This window comes from Salinimicrobium aquimaris, assembly GCF_035607535.1.
In the GTDB taxonomy this organism is placed as follows: Bacteria; Bacteroidota; Bacteroidia; order Flavobacteriales; family Flavobacteriaceae; genus Salinimicrobium.
The window spans coordinates 262675-286872 of the sequence record NZ_JAYDZX010000003.1 but is presented as its reverse complement, the minus strand read 5'-3'; the positions used below and the strand labels follow the sequence as shown (position 1 = coordinate 286872).

General features: G+C 44.7%; 13 protein-coding genes. 5 read left to right on the top strand and 8 right to left on the bottom strand.

What is annotated here, in order from left to right:
* The first annotated feature begins 11 nt into the window (after window positions 1-11).
* Genes VR862_RS07455 through bglX form a run of 5 tightly spaced genes read left to right on the top strand, consistent with a single transcriptional unit; the run spans window position 12 to window position 7892 of the window.
* A complete protein-coding gene (locus tag VR862_RS07455; protein WP_324720326.1) occupies window positions 12-1847 on the top strand; it encodes a sodium:solute symporter family protein in 1836 nt (611 codons plus the stop codon).
* 39 nt (window positions 1848-1886) lie between these two features.
* Window positions 1887-3050 carry a glycoside hydrolase family 130 protein gene (locus VR862_RS07450; protein ID WP_324720325.1) on the top strand — a complete coding sequence of 388 codons (1164 nt, stop codon included), beginning with the start codon at window positions 1887-1889 and terminating at the stop codon, window positions 3048-3050.
* The gene (locus VR862_RS07445; protein WP_324720324.1) at window positions 3050-4240 is read left to right on the top strand and encodes an AGE family epimerase/isomerase; all 1191 of its coding nucleotides are present in this window, start codon (window positions 3050-3052) and stop codon (window positions 4238-4240) included. Before VR862_RS07450 ends, VR862_RS07445 begins: the two co-directional genes overlap by 1 nt.
* 3 nt (window positions 4241-4243) lie before the next feature.
* A complete protein-coding gene (locus VR862_RS07440) occupies window positions 4244-5560 on the top strand; it encodes a glycoside hydrolase 5 family protein (RefSeq protein WP_324720323.1) in 1317 nt (438 codons plus the stop codon).
* Window positions 5561-5579: 19 nt separating this feature from the next.
* Window positions 5580-7892, top strand: coding sequence for a beta-glucosidase BglX (bglX, locus tag VR862_RS07435; protein WP_324720322.1), 2313 nt, complete (start codon window positions 5580-5582; stop codon window positions 7890-7892).
* Window positions 7893-7973: 81 nt separating this feature from the next.
* Here bglX and VR862_RS07430 read toward each other — a convergent pair whose 3' ends face one another.
* From VR862_RS07430 to galB, 8 genes are all read right to left on the bottom strand, one after another.
* Complete coding sequence (locus VR862_RS07430) at window positions 7974-9362, bottom strand: sialate O-acetylesterase (protein ID WP_324720321.1); 1389 nt, start codon at window positions 9360-9362, stop codon at window positions 7974-7976.
* A 185-nt stretch (window positions 9363-9547) separates the two neighbouring features.
* The gene (locus VR862_RS07425) at window positions 9548-10843 is read right to left on the bottom strand and encodes a serine hydrolase domain-containing protein (RefSeq protein WP_324720320.1); all 1296 of its coding nucleotides are present in this window, start codon (window positions 10841-10843) and stop codon (window positions 9548-9550) included.
* A gap of 100 nt (window positions 10844-10943) precedes the next feature.
* On the bottom strand, window positions 10944-12458 hold the full coding sequence (locus tag VR862_RS07420; RefSeq protein ID WP_324720319.1) for an alpha-L-fucosidase: 1515 nt from the start codon (window positions 12456-12458) through the stop codon (window positions 10944-10946).
* A 2-nt stretch (window positions 12459-12460) separates the two neighbouring features.
* Window positions 12461-14710 (bottom strand): glycoside hydrolase family 3 C-terminal domain-containing protein, encoded by a 2250-nt coding sequence (locus VR862_RS07415; protein ID WP_324720318.1) that lies wholly within the window; start codon window positions 14708-14710, stop codon window positions 12461-12463.
* Window positions 14711-14717: 7 nt separating this feature from the next.
* Window positions 14718-16886, bottom strand: coding sequence for a glycoside hydrolase family 3 C-terminal domain-containing protein (locus tag VR862_RS07410; RefSeq protein ID WP_324720317.1), 2169 nt, complete (start codon window positions 16884-16886; stop codon window positions 14718-14720).
* Window positions 16887-16924: 38 nt separating this feature from the next.
* Window positions 16925-18961 (bottom strand): glycoside hydrolase family 97 protein, encoded by a 2037-nt coding sequence (locus VR862_RS07405; RefSeq protein ID WP_324720316.1) that lies wholly within the window; start codon window positions 18959-18961, stop codon window positions 16925-16927.
* A gap of 35 nt (window positions 18962-18996) precedes the next feature.
* Window positions 18997-21396: a glycoside hydrolase family 31 protein gene (locus VR862_RS07400; protein WP_324720315.1), complete on the bottom strand. Its 2400-nt coding sequence runs from the start codon at window positions 21394-21396 to the stop codon at window positions 18997-18999.
* A 33-nt stretch (window positions 21397-21429) separates the two neighbouring features.
* Entirely contained in the window at window positions 21430-23892 is a 2463-nt protein-coding gene (gene galB, locus VR862_RS07395) for a beta-galactosidase GalB (RefSeq protein WP_324720314.1), read from the bottom strand.
* Window positions 23893-24198 lie beyond the last annotated feature (306 nt).

Here is a 24198-nt window from a genome sequence, read left to right as displayed (position 1 = left end):
AGAAGCTCCGTATGTTACAAGGATTAGATATTGCAATTATTTTAGCTTACCTCATAGGTACAATCCTTATAGGGCTGGCCTTGCGAAAGAAAGCTCAAAAAAGTAAGGATGATTATCTCTTAGGAGGAAAAGACCTGCCCTGGTATATGCTCGGTCTTTCCAATGCCTCCGGAATGTTCGACATTTCGGGAACCATGTGGCTGGTGACACTCACCTTCGTCTACGGACTTAAAAGTATTTGGATCCCATGGCTATGGCCGGTGTTCAACCAGGTATTCCTTATGGTATTTCTTGCTACCTGGCTTCGGCGGTCACAGGTAACCACAGGTGCCGAATGGATACACTTCAGATTCGGAAAGGGCCAGGGCGGAAACAGGTCTCACAGCATCATCGTTATTTTTGCCATTTTAAGCTGCCTTGGATTTCTGGCTTACGGCTTTATAGGCCTGGGGAAATTTGTAGAGATCTTTATTCCCTGGGAAATGGTCTCAGGTTACGTTCCCTTTAATGTTCCGGCAGAATACATTCCTCACTTTTATGGAGTGGTTTTCACCATGTTTGCGGTCTTCTACTCCGTTCTTGGAGGTATGTCCGGAATTGTGTGGACAGATCTCCTTCAGTACTCCATAATGACCGTTTCTTCTATTGCCATAGCGGTCATTGCCTGGCAGGCGATGGGAGAAAATACTCTAACCGTCCCAGATGGCTGGATGGATCCTCTCTTTGGTTGGCAGCTCGATATTGACTGGACGGGGATCATAGAAGAGGTCAATCAAAAAATAGCATCCGACCAATACTCCCTCTTTGGGTTATTTTTTATGCTGATGGTCTTTAAAGGGATACTGGCCAGTATAGCGGGACCTGCACCAAATTACGATATGCAAAAAATACTTTCCACCCGCAGCCCTCTGGAGGCAGCCAAGATGAGCTCTTTTGCTATCGCGGCTTTAATGCCTACCAGGTACTTGATGGTCGGAGGCTTCTCAGTTTTGGCAATAATCTTTTATGATGATCTAAGACTGGAAACTGCCGGAATTTTAGACTTTGAAAAGATCCTGCCGGCAGCAATTGGTGAGTTTGTTCCAGTAGGTCTGCTAGGTCTATTGCTCGCCGGACTTTTGGCAGCTTTTATGTCCACCTTTGCCGGAACCCTTAATGCCGCACAGGCTTACCTGGTCAACGATATCTATTTAAAGAACAAACCCGATGCCTCTCATAAACAGGTGAAGAGAATGAACTACGGGAGTGGCATGATCGTGGTCCTTATCAGCATCATTCTCGGATTTTTTGTGCTTGATGTCAATTCCATTCTTCAATGGATCGTGTCTGCCCTTTATGGAAGTTATGTTATCTCTAATACCCTAAAATGGTACTGGTGGCGCTTTAATGGAGAAGGTTATTTCTGGGGAATGCTCTCCGGAATTATTCCTGCATTGATATTCCCAATGATCACCGATACCCTGGATCTTTATTATTTCCCTGTGATCCTGTTGATCTCCCTCGCCGGAAGCATCGCTGGCACCTATACCGCTCCTCCTACCGATGAGCGTATACTGAAGGTTTTCTACAAAAAAACCCGTCCCTGGGGCTTTTGGAAGCCTATTCTCAAAATGGTGAAGGAGGAAGATCCGGAAGTAAGCAGAAATAAAAATTTCTCACGGGATATGTTCAATGTGATGATAGGGGTAATAGCACAAACTCTTTTAGTGCTCATTCCGCTTTACCTCATTTTACATGAGAATGTTTCTGTCATAATTTCCATTGTTGTACTTGTGATATGTGTGATCATTCTGAAAAAGAACTGGTGGGACCACATTAAAAAGGAAGCAGGGGTTAACCTGAAATAAAATTGCCTGCCACAGGCTTTTAATAAAAAAAGAAAAATAATGGGTAAAATTTCTCAATACGAACAGCTTACAAAAGCTCATAAAGAGTTGATAAAAACACCGAACAAACCAGTTGAAGATTCAAACGAAATTGTACAGCGTTACAAAAATGCGGTAGTTACAGCAGCCCACGCTCCTCTACACTGGCGTTACGACTTCAATGCTGAAACTAATCCGCTGGGGCTTGAAAGAATTGGCGTAAATGCCACTTTTAACCCGGGGGCAATTAAGTGGAAAGGCAAATATGTGCTGGCAGTGAGGGTGGAAGGGAACGATCGCAAATCTTTCTTTGCAATGGCCGAAAGTCCAAACGGAGTGGACAATTTTGAATTTTGGGATAAACCTCTGGAACTACCGCAGACCGAAGAGCCGGATACTAATGTTTACGACATGAGACTCACCCAACATGAAGACGGATGGATCTATGGAGTCTTTTGTACAGAACGCAAGGATAAATCCAATCCCGATACCAGTGCAGCAGTTGCCAATGCAGGAATTGTTAGAACAAAAGATCTTCTAAAGTGGGAAAGGTTACCGGACCTGATCTCCAATTCAGGCCAGCAGCGAAACGTGGTGATGCATCCTGAGTTTGTGAATGGAAAATACGCTCTTTATACGCGCCCGCAGGACGGATTTATTGAGGTAGGCAAAGGCGGCGGAATTGGACTGGGGTATATCACAGATATTACAAACCCTGTTCTGGAAGATGAAAAGATCATCAACCACAAGGTCTATCATACAGTGTACGAACTGAAAAACGGTCTTGGCCCTGCTCCCATTAAAACCGAAGAAGGCTGGCTTCACCTCGCTCACGGGGTAAGAAATACAGCCGGTGGCCTGCGCTATACGCTTTACCTTTTCATGACAGATCTCAATGACATTTCAAAGGTCATTCACCAACCGGCCGGCTATTTTATGGCACCCAATTACGAAGAAACCGTCGGGGATGTTCCAAACGTATTGTTCGGGAATGGCTGGATAAGGGATAATGACGGCAAGGTGTTTATCTACTACGCATCTTCAGATACCCGCTGTCATGTAGCATTTTCCACTGTGGAAAAATTGCTGGATTATGTAAAGAATACACCCGAAGATGGCCTTACCTCAAGAGCATCGGTAAATTCAATTGTAAATTTGGTGAACAGGAATAAAGAAGTGATGTAATGACAGATGCAGCCACACAATTCAGGAGTGAACTATCAGCAGAACTCGAGAATATTATCGGTTACTGGAAGAACTTCAGCATTGATGAAGCAAACGGAGGTTTTGTGGGGCAGAGAGATTATTACAATAGAGAAATTCTGGAAGCTTCAAAAGGAATTATCCTCAATACCCGGCTCCTATGGACTTTTTCCGCAGTTGCTAACCATAAAAAGGAAAGATCGGGTGAACTTGGATCATTAGCCGATCGTGCCTACCAGTATCTAAAAAAGGCATTTAAAGATGACATTTTTGGAGGGGTATTCTGGGAAGTGGATTTTAGAGGAAATGTCATCAACAGAAGGAAACAGATCTATGCCCAGGCTTTTACGATCTATTCCCTTTCAGAATATTACTTGCTTTCCGAAGAAAAAGAGGCTCTTGAATGGGCACTTGAGCTGTTCGAACTGATCGAGAAATATGCCAGGGAGTGGGAATTTAATGGTTATTTGGAGGCTTTTCAGGAAGACTGGTCGCCTATAGAAGATATGCGGCTGAGCGAAAAGGATAAGAATTCCGCCAAGACCATGAATACCCATCTACATATTCTGGAAGCTTACACTACCCTATACAAGGTGTCAAAATCTGAAAAGGTCAAAGCAGCGCTGGAAAACCTAACCGAACTTTTCCTGGAGAAATTTTACAACCCAAAAATTCAACATTTTCAGTTATTTTTTGACAATGAATGGAATCGCGAGGGAAATTTAGTTTCCTATGGTCATGACATTGAAACTATCTGGCTCATGATCGAAGCGGCAAAAGCTTCAGGAAATCAAGACCTCATCGATAGAACCAAAGCAATTGCTGTACCGGTGGCCAAAACTTTCATAGAGGAAGGCTATATTCCCGGTAAAGGGGTGATCAATGAAAAAGACCTGGATTCAGGAGAAGTGGATACAGATCGTCACTGGTGGCAACAAGCTGAAGCAATGGTCGGGCTTCAATATGCTTACCAGATTTCCGGAGAGGAGAAATTCAGAAAAGTGATGTTGGACATCTGGAAATTCACCCGGAAAAATATGATTGACCACGAGAACGGAGAGTGGTTCTTCAGAATAAATGAAAATAATTTGCCTTACAAACAGGAAGATAAACTGGGGATGTGGAAATGCCCCTATCATAATTCCCGTGCATGTATGGTGCTAACACAATAGATCATGAAAAAAATAATTTTTCTGGCTTTGGCATCGACAATGATCCTTGCCTCCTGTAGCAGTCTCAAAAATGTAAAAAACAGACCTGCTCCCATAACAGTTAAAGACGGGATCTTTTACAAAGGCAATGAACCCTACTATTTTGTGGGTGCGAATTACTGGTATGGACCTCTTATAGCTGCCAGTAATATTGGAGATAGAGAACGCCTTATAAAAGAGTTGGATCTCATGAAGAGTAAAGGAATTGATAACCTGAGAATATTAGTGGGTGCCGAAGGTGGTACTCAGGATTTCCAGGTGAAACCTGCACTTCAACCACAACAGGGGGAGTATAACGACGACCTGCTGGCCGGGCTCGATTTTCTTTTAGCCGAGATGGCCAAAAGGGACATGTATGCTGTGCTTTACCTTAACAACAACTGGATCTGGTCTGGCGGAATGTCGGCTTACCTGGAATGGAACGATTACGGCGAAGTTGCCAATCCATTCCTGGAAAAATACACCTGGCCGGAATATTTTGAATACACACAACAGTTCCATACCTGTACACCATGTCGTGAAGCTTTTCAGGACCACATAAGATTCATTATTGGTCGAACCAATCAATATACAGGAGTAAAATACACAGATGACACTACCATCATGTCCTGGCAGGTGGCAAACGAGCCGCGGATCTTTACTGAAGAGGATAGGGAGCCATTCAGGGACTGGCTAAAAGAAGTAGTTGAATTACTGGATGAACTGGATCCAAATACTCTTGTCTCAACAGGGGCCGAAGGAAAAGCAAGCTATTTGCAGGATCTTCAGGAATATGAATCCCTTCACTCCAATCCGAAGATCGATTATTTGACTGCGCACATGTGGCCAAAGAACTGGGGATGGTATGATATAGAAGATGAAAAAGGAAGTCTGCAGGTTTCTATTGATAATGCATATGAGTATATTAGTGAACATGTGGAAGTAGCTCAAAAACTGAATAAGCCGATTGTTCTTTCCGAATTTGGTTTTCCAAGGGAAAAGGAAAGTCTGGCACTAAGCTCTTCAGTAGAGAACAGAGATGAGTTCTATGAGGCACTTTTTCTGAAAATTAGAGAGAGCTACGAAGAAAAAGGACATTTGGCAGGTGCAAATTTCTGGGGCTTTGGAGGCTTTGCAAAAACTGACCAGAAGCGTGGAAAGTGGGAAAAGGGAGATGATTTTACGGGAGATCCTCCACAAGAACCACAGGGTCTCAATACCGTGTTTGCCCAGGATGAATCTACTCTTCAACTTATAAAAAAATATAACGAAATTGTAAACCCTGAAGCATTTCAGAATTAGATTTAGAAATAGTAATAAAATGAAAAGAATCAGTAAATATTTTCTGCTTTTAGGTACCCTGATGTGCCTCAGCGGATTTTCAGCAAAACAAAACCGACAAATGAATTCCTCTCCATCTTCTAATGACAGCATAGAAGCAAAGATAGACTCGCTGCTGAGTATCATGACCCTTGAAGAAAAGGCCGGGCAAATGAACCAGTACAACGGGTTTTGGGAAGTCACCGGGCCGGCGCCTCAGGGTGGCGATGCTGCTTTAAAATATGAACATTTGAGAAATGGCCGGGTCGGTTCCATGTTGACAGTTCGAGGTATAGATCAGGTTAGGGCAGTGCAGGAACTGGTAGTGAATGAATCCCGTCTCGGAATTCCTCTAATCATAGGTTTTGATGTGATTCACGGATATAAAACATTAGCACCAATTCCACTGGCCGAGGCTGCGAGTTGGGATCTGGAGGCCATAAGAAGGTCGGCTGAAGTCGGAGCTGCGGAAGCCGCTGCTTCAGGAATCAACTGGACCTTTGCGCCAATGGTTGATGTATCCAGAGATGCAAGATGGGGCCGCGTCATGGAAGGCGGAGGAGAAGATCCTTACCTGGGAAGCAAAATTGCAGCTGCCAGAGTAAAAGGTTTTCAGGGAGATGATCTTTCCGATCCTCTTACTATTGCTGCCACCGCCAAGCACTTTGCCGGTTATGGTTTTGCTGAAGCAGGTCGCGAATACAACAAAGCAGACATTGGGAATTCCACGCTATACAACATTGTTTTACCTCCTTTTAAAGCTGCTGAAGAAGCCGGAGTAAGAACTTTTATGACCGGCTTTAATACTCTGGACGAAATTCCTGTGACAGGAAATGAATTCTTATTACGGGACATCCTGAAAGGAAATTGGAACTTCGACGGATTTGTTATTTCAGATTATGCGTCTATTGAAGAAATGGTCACTCACGGGTTCGTAAAGGACGAAAAAGCGGCTGCCAAAAAAGCTGTGGAAGCCGGCGTAGACATGGATATGGAAGCTTATTCTTATGTGAATGAGATTGTGGGCCTTGTGGAGGAAGGAAAACTGGATGAAAAGCATGTTGATGATGCCGTAAGAAGGATTCTTCGGGTGAAATATGAGTTAGGTTTAATGGATGATCCCTACAAATATCTCGATGCACAAAGAGAAAAAGAAGTGGTAGGCAATCCTGCACATCACGAGGCTGTGCTGGATATGGCTAAAAAATCTATTGTTCTTCTAAAGAATGAAGGAAACCTGCTTCCGCTAAAGAAACAGGGACAGAAAATTGCTTTGATAGGAGATTTGGCAGATGATAAGAACAGTCCGCTGGGGAGCTGGAGAATAGCTTCAGATGATAACACAGCTGTTTCGGTTCTTGAAGGAATGCAGAAATACAAAGGCAATAAACTGACCTTTGAACAGGGTGCTCCTCTGGTAGTGGGTAGGGAGACCTTCATCAATGAGCTGAAGTTTAATACTACCGACAAAAGCGGATTCCCTACAGCCGTTCAAGCTGCAAAAAATGCCGATGTGGTGGTTATGGTATTGGGTGAGCACGGTTTCCAGAGCGGGGAAGGTAGAAGCCGTACAGATCTTGATCTTCCCGGGGTTCAACAGGAACTTCTTGAAGAAGTTTACGCTGCCAACAAAAATGTAGTGCTTGTTCTTAACAACGGTCGTCCTCTCGCCATAGACTGGGCTGCAGAAAATATTCCGGCTATCGTAGAAGCCTGGCAACTGGGAACCCAAACCGGAAATGCCGTGGCGCAGGTGCTCTACGGAGACTACAACCCAAGCGGAAAATTACCTATGACCTTTCCACGAAACAGTGGTCAAACTCCCATCTATTACAATCAGCAAAACACCGGGCGACCTGTAGATCCACAACCGGGAGATGAAATGGTTTTCTGGTCACATTATATGGACGTGGAGAACACGCCGCTTTATCCTTTTGGGTATGGACTAAGTTATACTACTTTTAAGTATGATAATCTTAAGCTCACCAAAAACCAATACGACATGGGAGAGGATGTACAGGTTTCTGTAGATGTTACCAACACAGGAAATTATGCCGGAAAAGAAGTTGTTCAGCTTTATATCAGAGATCTTTACGGCAGCACTGTAAGACCTGTTAAGGAACTTAAAGGTTTTGAACTGGTAGACCTTCAAAAAGGGGAAAAAAGAACAGTGAATTTCACCTTGAGTGAAGATGAGCTCGGATTTTATAACAACCAGGGCGAATTTGTAGTTGAACCCGGTGAGTTTGAGATTTTTGTCGGTGGAAATTCCATGGAGACATTAAAAACTTCTTTTATGCTGGGAGAGGAATAAAAAAGAATTATTGTTCAAAAGAAAGCCCTTCAAAAGTGTCATTTTTGAAGGGCTTTCTTAATTCTTTCTCTTTAAAGCACATTACCTGTTTTCATTGATCTCTTCCAGAAAGCTAGAAGCCGGGAGACCTGCTTCATTGAAGAGGTTTGAACTTGCAGCATTACGCCAGGAGTAGCGCACTTGTGTCGGTTCTTCGATCTTACTTATATCAAGTTCAACGTGATCTTTCTTAATTTTCATCTTTACCAGTTGAAACTCTCCATTTTCACCGGCTACTTCAAATTGAGATACTGGATTTTCCTTATCAATTTTTAATTGTTCAGCATTTGCAAAGTAGATTCGCAATCTATCTTTCTTTTTCTCTGCCTTTTCAAAAAGAGGAAAATAGGCAGCTGTTTTCTTTCCGTAGATTTCGTTTAGGGCCAGATTCGCGAACCGTAAACCCACATCTTTTTTATTCCGGGGATGGATATCTTCTATGTCTCCAATGTCGCTGGTCATGACCATGCCGGTTTTTGGCATTTTTAGCACCCTGCGTTGCGCGTCTCTTACTTTGACACCGGCGAAGTTATCTCCGTAATCATAGGGTGCAATCTGGGCATAATAGAAAGGCAATTTAGAATTCCATTTTTGGCGCCAGGAATCTATGAGTGCTGAAAACATATGTTCGTAATAGTCGGCATTATCAGTGTTTGACTCTCCCTGGTACCAAAGCACTCCTGCTATTTCAAAAAGTGTAATAGGGTTGATCATGGAATTAAAAAGCAGACCCGGTTCCCGCGGACCCCATTCAACATCGGGTAACATTTTTGCTGCTCTTAAAAGTTCCTCATCCTTCTCAATAACTTCAGCAGGTATCCACACTTCAGCCGGAGTACCTCCCCAGCTGGCATTAATAAGTCCTATAGGAACATCAAGTTCTTCGTGAAGTTTTTTTCCGAAGAAATAGGCAACTGCACTAAAGTGCTTCATAGATTCCGGACTACTCGCGATCCATTGCCCGTCAAGATCCTGCTGTGGGAATTCTGCAGTTCTATGGTGAACACTGAAAAACCTGATTTGAGGATTTTCTGCCCCGGCTATAGCTTCTTCTGCGTTATCAATTCCTGCAGCCGCAGTCCACTCCATATTCGACTGCCCGCTTACCAGCCAAACCTCTCCCAGAAGTACATTTTTTAGCACTACAGTGTTATAACCTGTTATAGTCAGCTCCTGTGGTTCCCGAAGGTTGGGTGTAGGCAGGAGAATTTCCCAGCTTCCATTGTTGCCAACCCTTGTTTGAAGTGCGTCCTTATTCCAGCTGGTCGTAATTTTTACTACTTCGCCGGGTTTCGCCCAGCCCCAGATCCTGACTTCAGCATTGCGCTGTAACACCATATTATCAGAAAAAATTGCAGGCAGGCTAATATTTGAAAATGCTTCTACAGTAGACATTAGCAGTAGGAGGATTAGATAAATATTTCTTTTCATTTTCTATTGAACTTACTAAAGAACTGTAATTATTTGTTTTTGTAGAATAAATAAAAGCTTTATAGTCGTTTCTCTTAGATCTTATTATTGGGTACTGTGCGGAATTCTTTGTAAATCTGGCTGGCTGCAAGGAAAGAGGTATGTCGAACTATTAGCCAGATTAAATAAAACCCTAACAGGAGAATCTACTCGATAACACTTGCCATCACCATTTGCCGGAATTTCCATCCGGTTTCATCTCCGGTATCCCCCTGCGTCTGTTTCAATAGAATTCCAATTACATTTTCCTCAGGATCGGCGAAGTACTGGGTATTGAAATAGCCACCCCAATCAAAGGTTCCTTCGCTGCCCAGACCACCCTTGCGGGCACCCGCTTCGTTCACCACTCCAAAAGCTAATCCATGGTCGGTATCAGAATCCCCCATGAGGTCTCCGGAATGGTTTTTCAGGATGAGATGAACTGTTGTGGGACTTAAGATCTGTTTTCCGTTGTAGCTGCCACCATTGAGGTACATTTGAAGAAACTTCGCATAGTCTTTTGCTGTACTGGTAAGCCCTGCACCACCGGAAAGAAATCTTTTAGCTCCCTTTTTCGGATAGTCGGGATCATAAAAAGTGACTGGGAAATTTTGCCATTTTCCGTCCTCTTTATGCTGGACGGCCACCAGCCTGTCCTCATCCTCTGCTGAAAGGTAAAACTGAGTATCCTCCATTTCCAGGGGATCAAAGATCCTTTCCTGAAGAAACTCATCAAATGGCTGGCCTGAAACTACTTCAACAAGATAACCCAGCACATCAATTCCCTCACTGTAATGCCATGCTTCCCCAGGAACTGACTTTAGAGGCAATTTGGCCAGCTTCTTCACATTATCACCAATGCTGACGTCCTTTGTGGTGTAAAGATCCACAATTCCGGCTTTGTTGTAAATTTTCCGGATCCTGTCATCTGAATCGATTACTCCGTATCCCAGACCCGAAGTGTGGGTAAGAAGTTGCCTGATGGTGATCTCCTTTCCTGCAGGTTTGGTGGTGTAAGAAGAATCTCTTTCATTGAAGGTCTCAAGCACTACAGGTTCTTTAAATTCAGGAATAAATTTTGAAACCGGGTCGTCCAGCTGAAAATGACCTTCTTCCCACAGCATCATCACTGCTGTGGAAGTAATCGCCTTGGTTTGAGAAGCAATCCTGAAGATATCATCCTTTTCCAAATCTCCCCCCTGAGCATTGGCCTTTCCGAAGCTTTTATGGTAGACGATCTTACCCTCTTTGGCAATTAATGCCACCGCTCCCGGGATCTGACCTTTCTCGATTGCTTTGAGGATCATCTTGTCAATCTTCTCAAGCCTTTCAGGATTCATCCCGACTTCCTTAGCCGATGCTGCAGGAGTAAGTACCACTTCAGCATTCTGAGCCGTCATGTTCACAATAAACAACAGCATCAGGATGAACATGATCTTTGAAAAAAGGTTTTTCTTAAGCATATTTCAGAAATTAATTATCAGCTTTAAAATCTCAGAGCAAAGTCAACAGTATACCTTCCAGAAAGGGTAAAAATCAGTTCTTCTTTTAACCTTGTTCAGATCAAAGATTCTGCGTCTCTATCTTCACAACAAACGCCTTCTCATCTACTTTCTGTTGAGGAGTAGTGAAATGAAGGCCGGCATCATTTAGCTCATAATCGAGTGTTCCCTGCTCTCCCAAAACTGAAACAGATTTTATCTTCGGCAACTTCTCTCCCAACACTTCTTTAGAAAATGAATTTAACTTCACCTTTTTGCCGTCTCCCGGCCAGCCCAGGAAAATTGCATAAATATTATCACCTTTTTTGGTGTATCGCACATCTTCTGCTGTATAAATGAGCTTATCTAAAAACATCCCTGATCGCTCCTGTTTCGTCGGACCTTCGCCAAATACTTCCCACGTGCGGGTGCCATAGATCGCCTCTCCATTTCGCTCCAGCCAATCCCCGATCTCAAGCAAAATTTCCTGCTGGTTCTGCGGAATTACTCCGTTGGCTTTAGGAGATACATTGAGCATCAAAGCTCCGTTTTTACTCACAATATCAGCCAGTAAGTCAATAATCTCATCTGCCGTTTTAAGTCCGAGGTCCTTGGTGTAACTCCAGCTGCCAACAGAAACAGTTTCATCGGTAAGCCAGTATTCTTCGGTCTTGTCTTTCATCCTGCCCTTTTCAAGGTCTTCGAGACTCACAGACTTCGGCAATTCCCCTTCTTTATGAGTGATGACTACTTCTTTGTTTTTGGCGTCGGCATGGTTTAAATAATAAGCTACGAATTGCCTTTTTAAAGAGTCAGGTAACTTATTAAGTTTTCCGTCGAAGTAGATGAGATCGGGGCTGTAGTTATCTATGACTTCTTTTAGCTCTCCCAGCCAGTTCCTATAAAATTGCTCCTTCGGAATATTGCCATACATGATTGACAGCAAGGAATCTTCAGAAGAAGTCGGCAGCTTTGGATTGTATGGGAAGTATGAAGTGTCGTCCAGCCATTTGGTCGAGTCCTGCTGAAAGATCTGCAGATTCCGGGCTTTATGAAAAGTGGTGACAAATTTCATATCCCTCATCTTTATTGCCTTTTCAAGCTCTCCTACGATATCTCTGTTCGGACCCATATCAACAGAGTTCCACGGATTAATCTCACTGTCCCAGTTAGACCAGCCGTCATGATGGATGGCTACAATTCCACCAAATTTTGCTCCTGCCTTTTTCCAGAGTTCGGCCCAGGCATCAGCATCAAATTCTTCGGCTTTGAACATAGGCACGTAATCATGATAACCAAATTCGGAATGTGGTCCGTATGTTTTTACGTGATGTTCATATTCACTGGTCCCCTCCACGTGCATGTTCCGCGGAAACCAGTCGTTGGCGTAAGCCGGAACAGAAAGCACTCCCCAATGGGCATAGATCCCGAACTTGGCATCCTTAAACCAATCGGCAGCTTCGTCGTATTTAGCAAGAGAATCCCAATCGGCCACGTACCGCGGTTCCGATTCTGCCACAGCGGCCTGTTCCCTGCTCCCACAGGAGGTGAGAAAAAATGCCGACAGGAGCAGGTACAACAATCCGGTGTATTTCATAATTATTTGATGTTAACAATCACTTCTTCTGAGATGTTTCTCGAAGAATTTCCGATTCTTAAGGTATAAGTTCCCGGCTCAACTACCCAGTCACTATTTTCGTTGCTGTAGTAAGCAAGATCTTTTACAGGAATTTCTATGGTAACGGTCTTTGATCCTCCGGCCGGCACTAAAGCTTTTATGAAGCCCTTCAGCTCCTGAGCGGCACGCTCTACTTCTGAATCTTCTTTTGAAACATAAAGCTGCACTACCTCTTTCCCATCAAGCTTTCCGGTATTTTCAACATCTACAGAAACTCTAATGGTTTCGGCATTAGCATAGGCTTCCGTCTTGTCTACTTTTGCATTTGACAGCTCAAAATCGGTGTAAGAAAGTCCGTACCCGAAAGGATACAGCGGTTCTATATTCTTAGTGTCAAACCATTTGTACCCAACAAGGATTCCCTCGTCGTAAGTGGCTACATCGCCTCCGGGGAAACTTTTGGTTGCATGCGCAGGAGAATCTTCAAGATTTTTAGGCATGGTCCATGGAAGTTTTCCGGAAGGATTCACTTTACCAAGGAGCACATCTGCCAAAGCATTTCCACCTTCAGAGCCATTAAACCAGCTCCACACTAAAGTAGACGCTCTTTGATCAACATTTTCAATATCAAAAGGAGCACCTGCGATCATCACCACAATGGTATTGGGATTAGCCTCCATTACTTTATTGATCAATTCTTCCTGCCCAAATGGGAGGTCAAGATTGGCACGGTCTGAAGCTTCAGTCTCGTAATCGCGATTAGAACCGGCAAAAATAATAGCAACATCAGAATTCTTTGCAGCATTTACAGCCTCTTCTAACAATTGTGGATCAAGTTCATCAATAGTTACAGGCCCATTTAAGGTAATATCACCATATTTAGCTTTATCGGTCTTAGAGTAGCGCTCCAGGTAACCCTGTGCATGGTTTATCTGAATGGATTCAGGTAACCTGTTCTGAAGACCTTCCAGCGGAGTCACCTCCAGTTTTGTTTTTACTCCGGCTCCAAAACCGCCCAAAGCATTCTTCTTTGTAGCGTTATCACCTATCACTGCTATACTTGAGATCCCTTCAAGATCTAAAGGCAGCATTTTTTTGTCATTTTTGAGGAGTACAATAGATTCTGAAGCAATATCGTACGCATCTTTTAAGTGCTGCTCGGTATTTCGGGCACCTTTTGCACGGCCGGTAGAATCAATGCTCTTGATGTTGTACATCAACCTTAGCACCCGCCTTACGTGCTTGTCCACCTCTTCTTCTGAAAGTTCGCCGGCTTTTACTGCTGCTATAAGAGGATCGGCAAAATAGAACTCATTAAAAGGCCGGGGCGTTCCCATCTCCACATCTGCTCCGGCTTTTAAAGCCTTTACAGTACTGTGAATTGCAGCCCAGTCCGATATTACTATTCCCTTAAAGCCCCACTGGTCTCTCAGGACATTCTGAAGCATATATTCATTCTCGTTGAGATAATCTCCGCGGAACCTGTTGTAAGCTCCCATTACACTGTAGGCATGCGCGTCTGTGATCGCAGCTTCAAAAGCCGGAAGGTAAATTTCTCTTAGAGTTCGCTCATCCATTTGAACATCTACCGTCCCGCGATTGGTTTCCTGATTGTTTACAGCATAGTGCTTGATACAGGCTGCCACGTCATTTTCCTGAACTCCCACGATGTAAGGAACAGTAATTTGGGTATTCAAAAATGGATCTTCAGAGAAGTATTCATACGTACGGCCACCTAGCGGAGTCCTGATAATATTGAAAGCAGGTGCTAGCAAAACATCTTTATTCCTGTCACGTGCCTCTGCGCCAATTACGTTTCCAAAGGTATATGCCAGCTGCGGATTCCAGGTAGCCGAAAGTCCTGCCCCTGCAGGAAGATAGGTAGCAAAGTCATTGGTCCAGCCTGCAGGAGCCCAGGAGTCGCGGGAAATTTCTTCGCGAATTCCAAGAGGCCCATCGGCCATTGTCAGTTCTGGAATTCCCAGTCTTGGCACGCCTGAGGTTGCAAACATACTGGTTCCATGCAGCATTCCGGCCTTTTCTTCAAGGGTCATCTGCGAGATCAATTTGGTGATCTCGTCTTCGTATTCCATGCTCAAAGGTTGCCCTTCAAAAATGGCTTTTTCGGGAGTCGTTTCTGCAACGGCCATCTCGTCCTGAACGGCGTTATTACAGGCTGTAAAACTGAATATGCTGAAAATGCCCAGTAACGGAATAAATCTATTTTTCATGTAAATCTTATTTTTGAATAGGTAATTTTTTAGTTAAATATATTTGGTCTGAAGCTCCTCCAACCTGGATTTCAACAGCCCCTTTCTCAAGAGTCCATTCTGAAGTTTCGGGATTCCAGTATTCAAGATCAGAAGCCTTCAGCGGAATTTCAACTGTTTTAGTTTCTCCCGCTTTTATTTCCACTCGCTTAAAGCCTTTGAGTTCTTTAATTGGCCTTTCTACGGAAGAATTTAGATGTTTTACGTAAAGTTGCACGACTTCTTCGCCGTCGCGTGATCCGGTGTTTTTTACGTCTACTTTTATTGTCGCAATCCCATCTTTGCTCAGATTTTGCCTGTCGATCTTCAGATTTTTGTAATCGAAGTTCGAATAGCTCAGGCCATGCCCGAAAGCGTACAGCGGTTTCGCTTTGAAATACATATAAGTGCGGCCATTCCTGATGTTGTAGTCCATCAAATCCGGCAGATCGGTAATGTCCTTCACCCAGGTTTGGGTAAGCCTTCCGGCCGGATTATAATCTCCGAAAAGCACATCTGCCAGCCCATTCCCAAGCTCCTGACTATTCTGCGTCATATGCACAATTGCCGGAACATATTTCTGCGTCCAGTTAATAGCATAGGGAAAACTGCTGATCAGCACCACCACAGTCTTCGGATTCGCCTGATGAACCAGCTTGATCAAATCTTCGGTTTCAAGACTAAGGCTTTGACGATCGACAGATTCCTTTCCTTCACTTGGAACGGGACAGTCTGCCCAGCCGGCGTCGCAAACAGGATGATTCCCTACCAGCACAATGGCAACATCTGCCTCTTTTGCAATTCGGGCCGCTTTTCCATCGGCATTGTTTTTGGCTATTAGAATTTCCACGTTTTCTCCCACTTTATTTCTGATGCCTTCCAGCGGAGTCACACGGTACGGCGGAGTACCGCTGTACCAGTCGAGAAGCACCTCATCAGTCCGCGGACCAATGACCGCAATCTTCTCAAGCTTCTTCTTCTTAAGCGGTAAAAGTTGCTGCTTTGGATCATTTTTCAGCAGTACGATAGATTTTCGGGTAGCTTCAAGAGCGAGCTCTTTATGGGCTTCAGAATTCCAGGGTTCTTCAGCATCTTCCTTTTTTCCGATTTGAGCGTAAGGATTGTCCTCCGCAGGATCGAGCATCCCGAGATTGATCATCACCCGGTAATTTCCGCGGAGCACCTCATCAAGATCGCCTTCGGTTAAATATCCCTGCGCCAGGGCACCATAAACAGCTTCGGTGTATTCATCGAGAAACTGATTAATGCCAGCCTTAATGGTCGCAGCTGCTCCTTTGTACTTGTCCGGATAATATTTATGATCTGAAAGTAGGAGCTTGAAGGCGCCACCATCTGTACAAATGATCCCGTTTTGCCCCCATTCTTCAACAGTGATCTCCTTGATCATTGGGTGAACCATTGCCGGGATTCCATTCACTTTGTTATAGGCCGCCATATAGGCCTTAGAACCACCTTCCAAAATGCCTTTTTTGAAGGGTAAGGCGTAATACTCTCTCCACAACCGGTCATCAAAATCTGACGAGGTGTAGGTACGGCCATCTTCATTTGAATTGGCAAGGAAGTGCTTCATAAGAGAAGCGGTCTGCCAGTATTTTGGATGATCTCCCTGTAGACCTTTGACAAAAGCCACGGTTAATTCACCTGCCAAAAATGCGTCTTCCCCATAGCTTTCTTCGGTACGGCCCCAACGTGGATCCCTTGCAAGATCGGCGTTTGGCGCCCTCACTACGAGTCCGCCGTGGTTGTATTTTTGAAATGCAAAGCGTGTCTCAAGACCTTCGGCAGCAGCGACCTTTTGTATAAGTTCCCTGTCCCAGGTCTCTCCCAGTCCGTAAGCCTGCGGAAAAGTGGTAGTTACCTGCACTTCCCGGTTTCTTCCTTCCCAGCCGGCAGGACCACCAAGCGCGAGTCCGTGCAGCCCTTCTACATGCCCTGTGCCCTTGACTCCGAGGCGCGGCACTGACGGATTTGTGCTCAGCGCAATCACCTTTTCATCCAGCGTCATGAGCGACAAAAGATTATCTATTCGCTCTTCCGGATCCAACTGCGGATTTTGAAAGGGATGTTCCACTGCCTGTTGTGCCCATAGGGGAGCCACAGTCAAAGCAAGTAGGATGGTAAAACAGAACTTCTTCATTTCACTTATTTCAGTTGAACAACTTCAGCCAATTTTAGTTAGAGCTTTTTAAATCTAATGGCAGTCCCTCCGCTTTCTCCTAACTTCAGGGTAAGCTTATCTTCAGAGGTTACCTCCTTTGTCGAAATTTCTACTTCTGTTGAATTAGTTTTATATCCGGTTCCTTCAGCATCAGCATAGATCTGAGCTTCATAAGTAGCTCCGGCATCAAGGAAGTCAAGCTCGATCTCAAGATCACGGGCTTCTTCATTGGTAAGGCTTCCGAGGTACCAGTCATCGCTATCTATGTCCTTGCGAACAATAGTAACGAATTCGCCTATTGAACCATTGAGTACTTGGGTGTCCTGCCAGTTCACCGGCACATCTTTCAGGAACTTAAATTCAGGCTTGCCTACGTAGTTTTCGGGCAGATCGGCCAACATCTGTACCGGAGAATAAACAACCACCAGTAAGGCCAGCTGTTTCGAGGAAGTGGAATGTACTCTTCTTCCGGGGTAACCCTGTTTATTTTCCACATCCAGGATTCCGGCAGTGAAATCCATAGGTCCTGCGAGGAACCGGGTAAAGGGAAGGATCGCGGTATGACCCGGTGGATTTCCTTCGCTCCAGGCGTTGTACTCAATACCGCGGCCACCTTCGCGAGCCATCATGTTTGGATATGTGCGGCGTTCGCCCGTGTCTTTGATAGGTTCGTGGAAATAAACTGTAAGCTTGTAATCGGCTGCTTTCTTGAGGATATACCTGAAATAATTTACCCCAAATTGCCCGTGATGCCACTCCTTCATGTTGAGCATGGAACCTACGTGACCAATCTTCACGCTGCGCACGCCCACCTTGTTGTAAAGGGCAAAGGCGCTGTCAACCTGTTTCAAATAGTTGTCAATGTTAGAACCGGTTTCGTGGTATCCAACGATCCTAACGCCATTTTTGGCTCCGTATTCAGTTACTTCCTCAAGATCAAAATCATCTGTAGAAGTAGTGAAATCAAACATGTGCATGTGGTTTTGGTACCACTCCGGCGTCCAGCCTTTATTCCAGCCTTCGATAAGCAGGTTGTCAATTCCCAGCTGCTTCGCGTAATCTATGTGTTCCTTGGCATTTTTGGTAGACGCTCCATGATTTGGACCTTCCCAAAAAGTGTATTTTCCAATGTGCATTCCCCACCAGATCCCGATGTATTTATACGGCTCAATCCAGCTCGTGTCCTCGATCTTGTTCGGTTCGTTCAGGTTGAGGATGAGATAAGAAGTAATAAGATCTTTAGGCTCTTCGGCTATTTGAATCGTTCTCCAGGGAGTGGTAAAAGAGTCTACTGTTCTCACCTTCACACCGTCTGACCATGGTACCAAATCTGTCTTCAATTTAGTTCCGGAAACAGGATATAAAGTTGTACTTGCAAAATCGGTGAGATTAGCTTCATGAAAACTGAGGGCAAGGCCGCTGTCGCTCTCGATAGTAAGCGGCGTATGAACCGTGTCCAGCGTACTTACCGGAGAAGCTTCATAGAGGTTCTCGTAGCGTTGTTCGTGATAAGCAGGGATCCACCAGGCTTTGCCGTCATGTTTCAAATCGAAAGTGGTGAGCTCGTCCATGATAAAGATGCTGTCTTTGATTCCCTGCTTCGGAAAAACGTACCTAAAGGCAACTCCGTCATCGTATGCCCTGAATTGAATTTGCAGCTTTCTTTTTTTTCCTTTTTTCTCCTGAAGGTCAACAACCAGCTCATTATAGTTGTTCCTGATCTTTTGCTTCTCGCCCCAAACCTGCTCCCAGGTGTTGTCTACAGTGTTACGAACAACATTGGTTACCTTAAAATTCTTGTTGAGAGAGTCGTTGTTCTTAAAAACGAAGCCCATTTCTGAAGGAGTAATCACTTCGGTGGCACCGTGTGAAACTGAATATTTCGGCCTTTCATTCTCAAGCTGAAATACGATCTTATTCTTTCCTTCGGGAGAGCTGAGCTCCTGAATTTTATTTTGCTGCCCGAAGCTTAACACTGATAAGAGCAAAGCCGGAATTAATGTGATTTTCCTGTTCATTTTTCTTTCATTCTGAAGAGGTTCCAAAAATGCCATTTTTGAGTCATATTCCGGAACCTGATTTTTGATTTTTATTTTCTCGAATCTATTTTTAAAGTTGTTTGTCCGGCAAGCGGATTATCTGAAATCTCAAACGAATTTGCCCTTTTTGACACCTTTATTGTTTCTACTTTATTTCCCTTCGGAAGGTAAATTTTTCCTGAAGCAGCATTTGTTCCATCGGCTGCATATACCTTCAGATTTAGATTTTTCCAGTCCATCGCCTGAGTCGACTGCGCCAGTTTAATATGTGGAATCACAGTACCGTCTTTAACCAGCACAACAATAGGAATGTCTCCTGATTTTATCTTATGCCAACCCTTTTCATAAACTTTTCCGGTTTGATAATCTATCCATTTTCCTTCCGGCAGGTATACGTCTCTTTCGGTGATCTCCTCAAATAGCGGCGCCACCAGTATATCTGATCCAAACAAATACTGGTCATCAATCAACCAGGAACCGGGATCGTTAGGAAATTCAACAAACAGCGCCCGCATCATTGGCAATCCCTGTTCTGAACTCAGTTTCGCCTGCGCATAGATGTAAGGCATAAGCTCGTAGCGCATGTTATCGGCTTTTCTGAAGGCTTTCAGGAAGCTCTCGTTGTATAGCCATGGCTCTGTTGGTGGCTCTCCGTGGCTTCTCACATGAGAGGAAAGCATTCCGAAGGGAGTCCATCGTCGATAAAGATCTTCGGGGGCTGCAGTAACAAATCCGCCCACGTCGTGGCTCCAGAAACTGAAACCGCTAAGCCCGAGGGAAAGTCCGCCGCGCAAAGTAGCCGACATTGCAGTATTTGTAGTTGCGGCATCACCACCCCAATGTAGTGGGTACCGCTGACTTCCGGCCCAGGTGCTTCGAGCCCAGATGAGAGAGTATCCCTTTTCTTTTTTGGTCAATTCAGCAACCGCTTTGTTGTATCGTAACGGATAAAGGTTGTGCTCGTAAAAGCCGGTACGGCCTGAATGGTACAATCCTTCAGCCGGAGCAGCCTCTCCAAAATCAACTTTAAAGACACCAACTCCCTGATCGAATAAATGCTTCAGTTTTCCCTGATACCATTCCACAGTTTCAGGATTGGAAAAATCGAGCACCGCATCCTCGAAAGGAATATTTCCTTTGCGATCTTTTACCGCAAGTTCCTTATCCACTATCTCGTCAAAAAGGGTATTTTTCGGAGTGAAATATGGAAGCTGCCATAAAGAAACATGGAAGCCGTCCTTTTTCATATCCTGCATCATATCTACAGGATCCTCAAATCGATCTTCGGCAAACTCATAGTTGTTTCGCCAATCTACATCAAACCATCCGGTATCAAAGTGGATCACATCACTTGGTATCTTAAACTTTCGAAGATTTGCCGCAATCTCTCTTCCTTCTTTTTCAGAAAAATAAGTGATACGGCTCATCCAGAATCCGAAGGACCACAACGGCGGCATTTCAGATTTTCCGGTAAGGTCGGTGTATTCATCAAGAATATCTTTAGGCTCCCCGAGGAAGAAGAAAAGATCGGCTTCATCGTCGCCTAACATCATGTTGTTGGCAGCGTTAAAATATTTTCCGATATCCAGCGTAATTGGGGAAGAAGTGTGCATAAATACTCCGTAGCCGCGGTTACTCATGTAAAACGGAATTGGTTTATACATGGTCTCGTTCTGTACACCGTTGGCGTCATCCACCCAAAGCACCACTTTCTGGCCGCGTTTGTTGAACTGTGTAAACGCTTCTCCAAGTCCAAAGATCTTCTCTCCCGGCTCAAGGCTTAAAACCGCTGCCATGCTTCGGGAATAATCGCTGTTCCTTCTTACATATGAAAAAGGCAGGACAGGAGTATAGGTATTGGTGACGTCGCTGCTGTGCAGGGTGCTGGTCAGTAATTTTCCATTCTCATCGTAGAGCTTAACATGCCACGGCTGTACCATGATATCTACCCGCCCGTGAGCACTCGTGTACCTGTGGCCACCATCGATCTTTGAGTACTTCCAGTCCTGCGGATTGTTTGGCGCAACCCCGTCGATCAACATCAAGGACTCCTCCTGCTTATGGAACTGAGGGCCCGAAGCTACTTTTAGCCGCACCGTCCTGTCCGAAACAAACTGCAGCTGAAACGGCAAAACAGGGGAAGCTTCATATTCGGTAGTGGGAAATTCGTTCGCTTCAATAGGAACCGGCCTCATCAACATATTGTTGAAAGCCTGCCGGGTCTGGTAGTCGTGACGCAGGAACTTCACAGTTCCCTTCCCGGTCGCGGGATCAAAATCCACCAGCTCATCGGCAAAATAAAACGTGTTGTTATAGTCGACAAAGTCTTTGGAAACGTCTACCGGAGCGTTTAGGATATCCACTTCCTGTAGTTGTGCATTGGCACCTATATTCGCAGAAACTCCAAGTAGTAAGGAAAGTCCCAGCTTTTTAAACCAGCCGTGCTTCATTTTTGTTGATTTATGGATGAGGGAATTCATGTGCTATTCTAAATTAATGGTGGTGCTTGCCTGTTCAAGACCATCGGCAGTTGCGGTTACAGTGACAGGACCGGCCTTTTTACCGGCGCGGATGATCACCAAAACTTTTCCGCTGAGCGCTGAGTGTGAGGTTCCTTTGAAAGATTCATGACTCGTAGGATCTCCACTGGCCACACCGACTATTTCAGCACCTTCGCTCACTTGGAAATTGACAACGTTATTAGCCCGCGGTGCGAGCGCTCCTTCCTTATCAAGAATATCTACAGTTACAAAAGAAAGATCCTGCCCGTCGGCTTTTATGCTGCTGCGATCGGGCTGAATACTGAGCTTTGCCGGCTCTCCGGCAGTTTTTACTTCTTTTTCAAGGACTACTTTTCCATCTTTCCTGGAAACAGCCTTTAAAATGCCTTTTTTGAAAGGAAAGCGCCACATTACATGCAGGTCATCGCCTTGTTTAGATTTAGTCCCCATAGATTCGCCGTTAAGGAAAAGCTCAACCTCATCGGCGTTGTTATAGTACGCCCAAACGTCTACGATCTGTCCTTCTTCCCAATTCCAGTGCGGCAGGAGATGCAGTACAGGTTCATCTGTCCACTCACTTTTATACATGTAGTAGCTGTCCTTGGGGAAACCGGCGAGGTCGACAATTCCGAAGTAAGAGCTTCTCGATGGCCAGCCGTAAGGCGTAGGTTCCCCGAGGTAATCAAATCCTGTCCAGATGTAGAACCCTGAAAGAAAATCCTTTTTTTTGATGACTTTCCAGGTAGCTTCATGGGTGGAGCCCCAAGGAGTCCTCACCTGATCAAATGCTGAAACAGTGTTTCCCGGATTTCCACCGGTAAACGGCAGATCCCAACGCACCGGCCAGATCTTGGTAGTATCTGAAGGAAATTCATAAAATCCCCTTGTCGCTAAGGCCGAAGTAGTTTCCGTGGCAAGAAATGGCGTGTTGGGAAAATTCACCTGATGCTTTGGATAGGTTTGATGTGCATAATTATAGCCGATCAAATCCAGGGCTCCCGAACCTGCCAAGGCATTGGGTTGTTGAGGTTCGTCAAACTGAAGCGTCACATCGTCCCCACCTGTGTGGATCGGCGGATTCATCCCGGCTGTAACCGGGCGGGTGGTGTCAACTGCCTTAACGATTTGTACTAATTCCCTGCCTATTTCGGCACCGCGTTCGCTCCATTGTTCGGGCACTTCATTTCCAATACTCCAGATAAAGATACTTGGATGATTACGGTCCCGCAGCAGCATGTCTGTCAGATCTTTTTCGTGCCACTCATCCCAGTGGTTGGCGTAATCATGTTCAGTTTTCTTTTGCTCCCACATGTCAAAAGCTTCGGCCATAACAATAAAGCCCATCTTGTCAGTTAGCTCCAGAAGCTCGGGAGCCGGGGGATTGTGAGCAGTACGGATTCCGTTGACGCCCATCTCCTTCATGATCTCAAGTTGTCTCTCAATGGCGCGTTTATTAACGGCAGCACCAAGCGGCCCAAGATCGTGGTGAAGATTCACGCCTTTGATTTTAACCTGCTCGTCATTCAGAAGGAAACCTTTTTCCAGATCAAACCTGAAGCTTCTTATCCCAAAGGTAGTCTCGTATTCGTCCACGATTTTCCCATCCAATTTAATGCGGCTCACTGCGGAATAAAGCTGTGGATCATCAACCGACCATAGCGCAGGATCAATGATCTGCAGCTTCTGTGCAATTTCTTTTCTCGTTCCCGGCTGAATCTGAAACTCTTCGGAAACTGATTTCACCGCCTGACCGTCGCGAAAAACAGAGGTCTCTAAAATGGCATTTTTGGCAGCCTTATAATTGTTGACTATCGCGGTCTCAATTTGTACCACAGCAGAATCCTTGCTCACTTGCGGCGTAGTCACAAAGGTGCCCCAGGTGGGGACATGAAGTTTATCAGATTTGGTCATCCAGACATTCCTGTAAATTCCGGAACCGGAATACCAGCGGGAGTTTGGCTGATCGGCATTATTGACTTTTACCAGCAGTTCATTTTCTCCTCCGTAGTTAAGGTATTGAGAAAGATCATATTCAAATCCGATGTAGCCGTTTGGTCGTCTTCCAAGGAAATTTCCGTTGATCCAGACTTCGCTGTCCTGGTAGACTCCGTCGAAAAGAATGGTGGTTACCTGAGTACTATCTTCAGCAGGTACAACAAAATCCTTCGTGTACCACCCCAGGCCGCCAGGCAGTGCACCGCCTCCAACCCCTGCAGGATGTTCAGGACTGAATTCTCCTTCGATGCTCCAGTCATGAGGCAGGTTAAGAGTTCTCCACTCATTTTCGGCGGAAGTCATCTCCAGGGAATCGCCCAGATAGAACTGCCAGTTTTCGTTGAAGGAGATCTTTTTTTCCCGAAGATTCTGGTTTTTCTCTTCGCTCTGGCAGGACACCAGGTGTATTAAAACTAACAAAAACAGGATTAGTTGCTTTTTCAGATTCATTTTGCTAAATTTTAGTACCTGATAAATCTCCTTTCCAGAGAACTTTTTCTGGAAACATTTCTGGAATAAATGTATGATTTACATTTAACTTTAAGAAATGTTTAAAGCAAAAATCTTTCGTTTTTGAATAAAATTCTCGACTCCTATTTATAATTATGATTAGGTATTTCTTAAGTATCTTTTCCTTTGAAAATCACAATTAGGAACTTGTAAAGCAATTCTAAAAAAAGGGATTACAAATTTGATCCCTTATCTGAATAATTTCTGTTCAACAGGCAAAGGATCTACCTACAGCCGAAATAATTT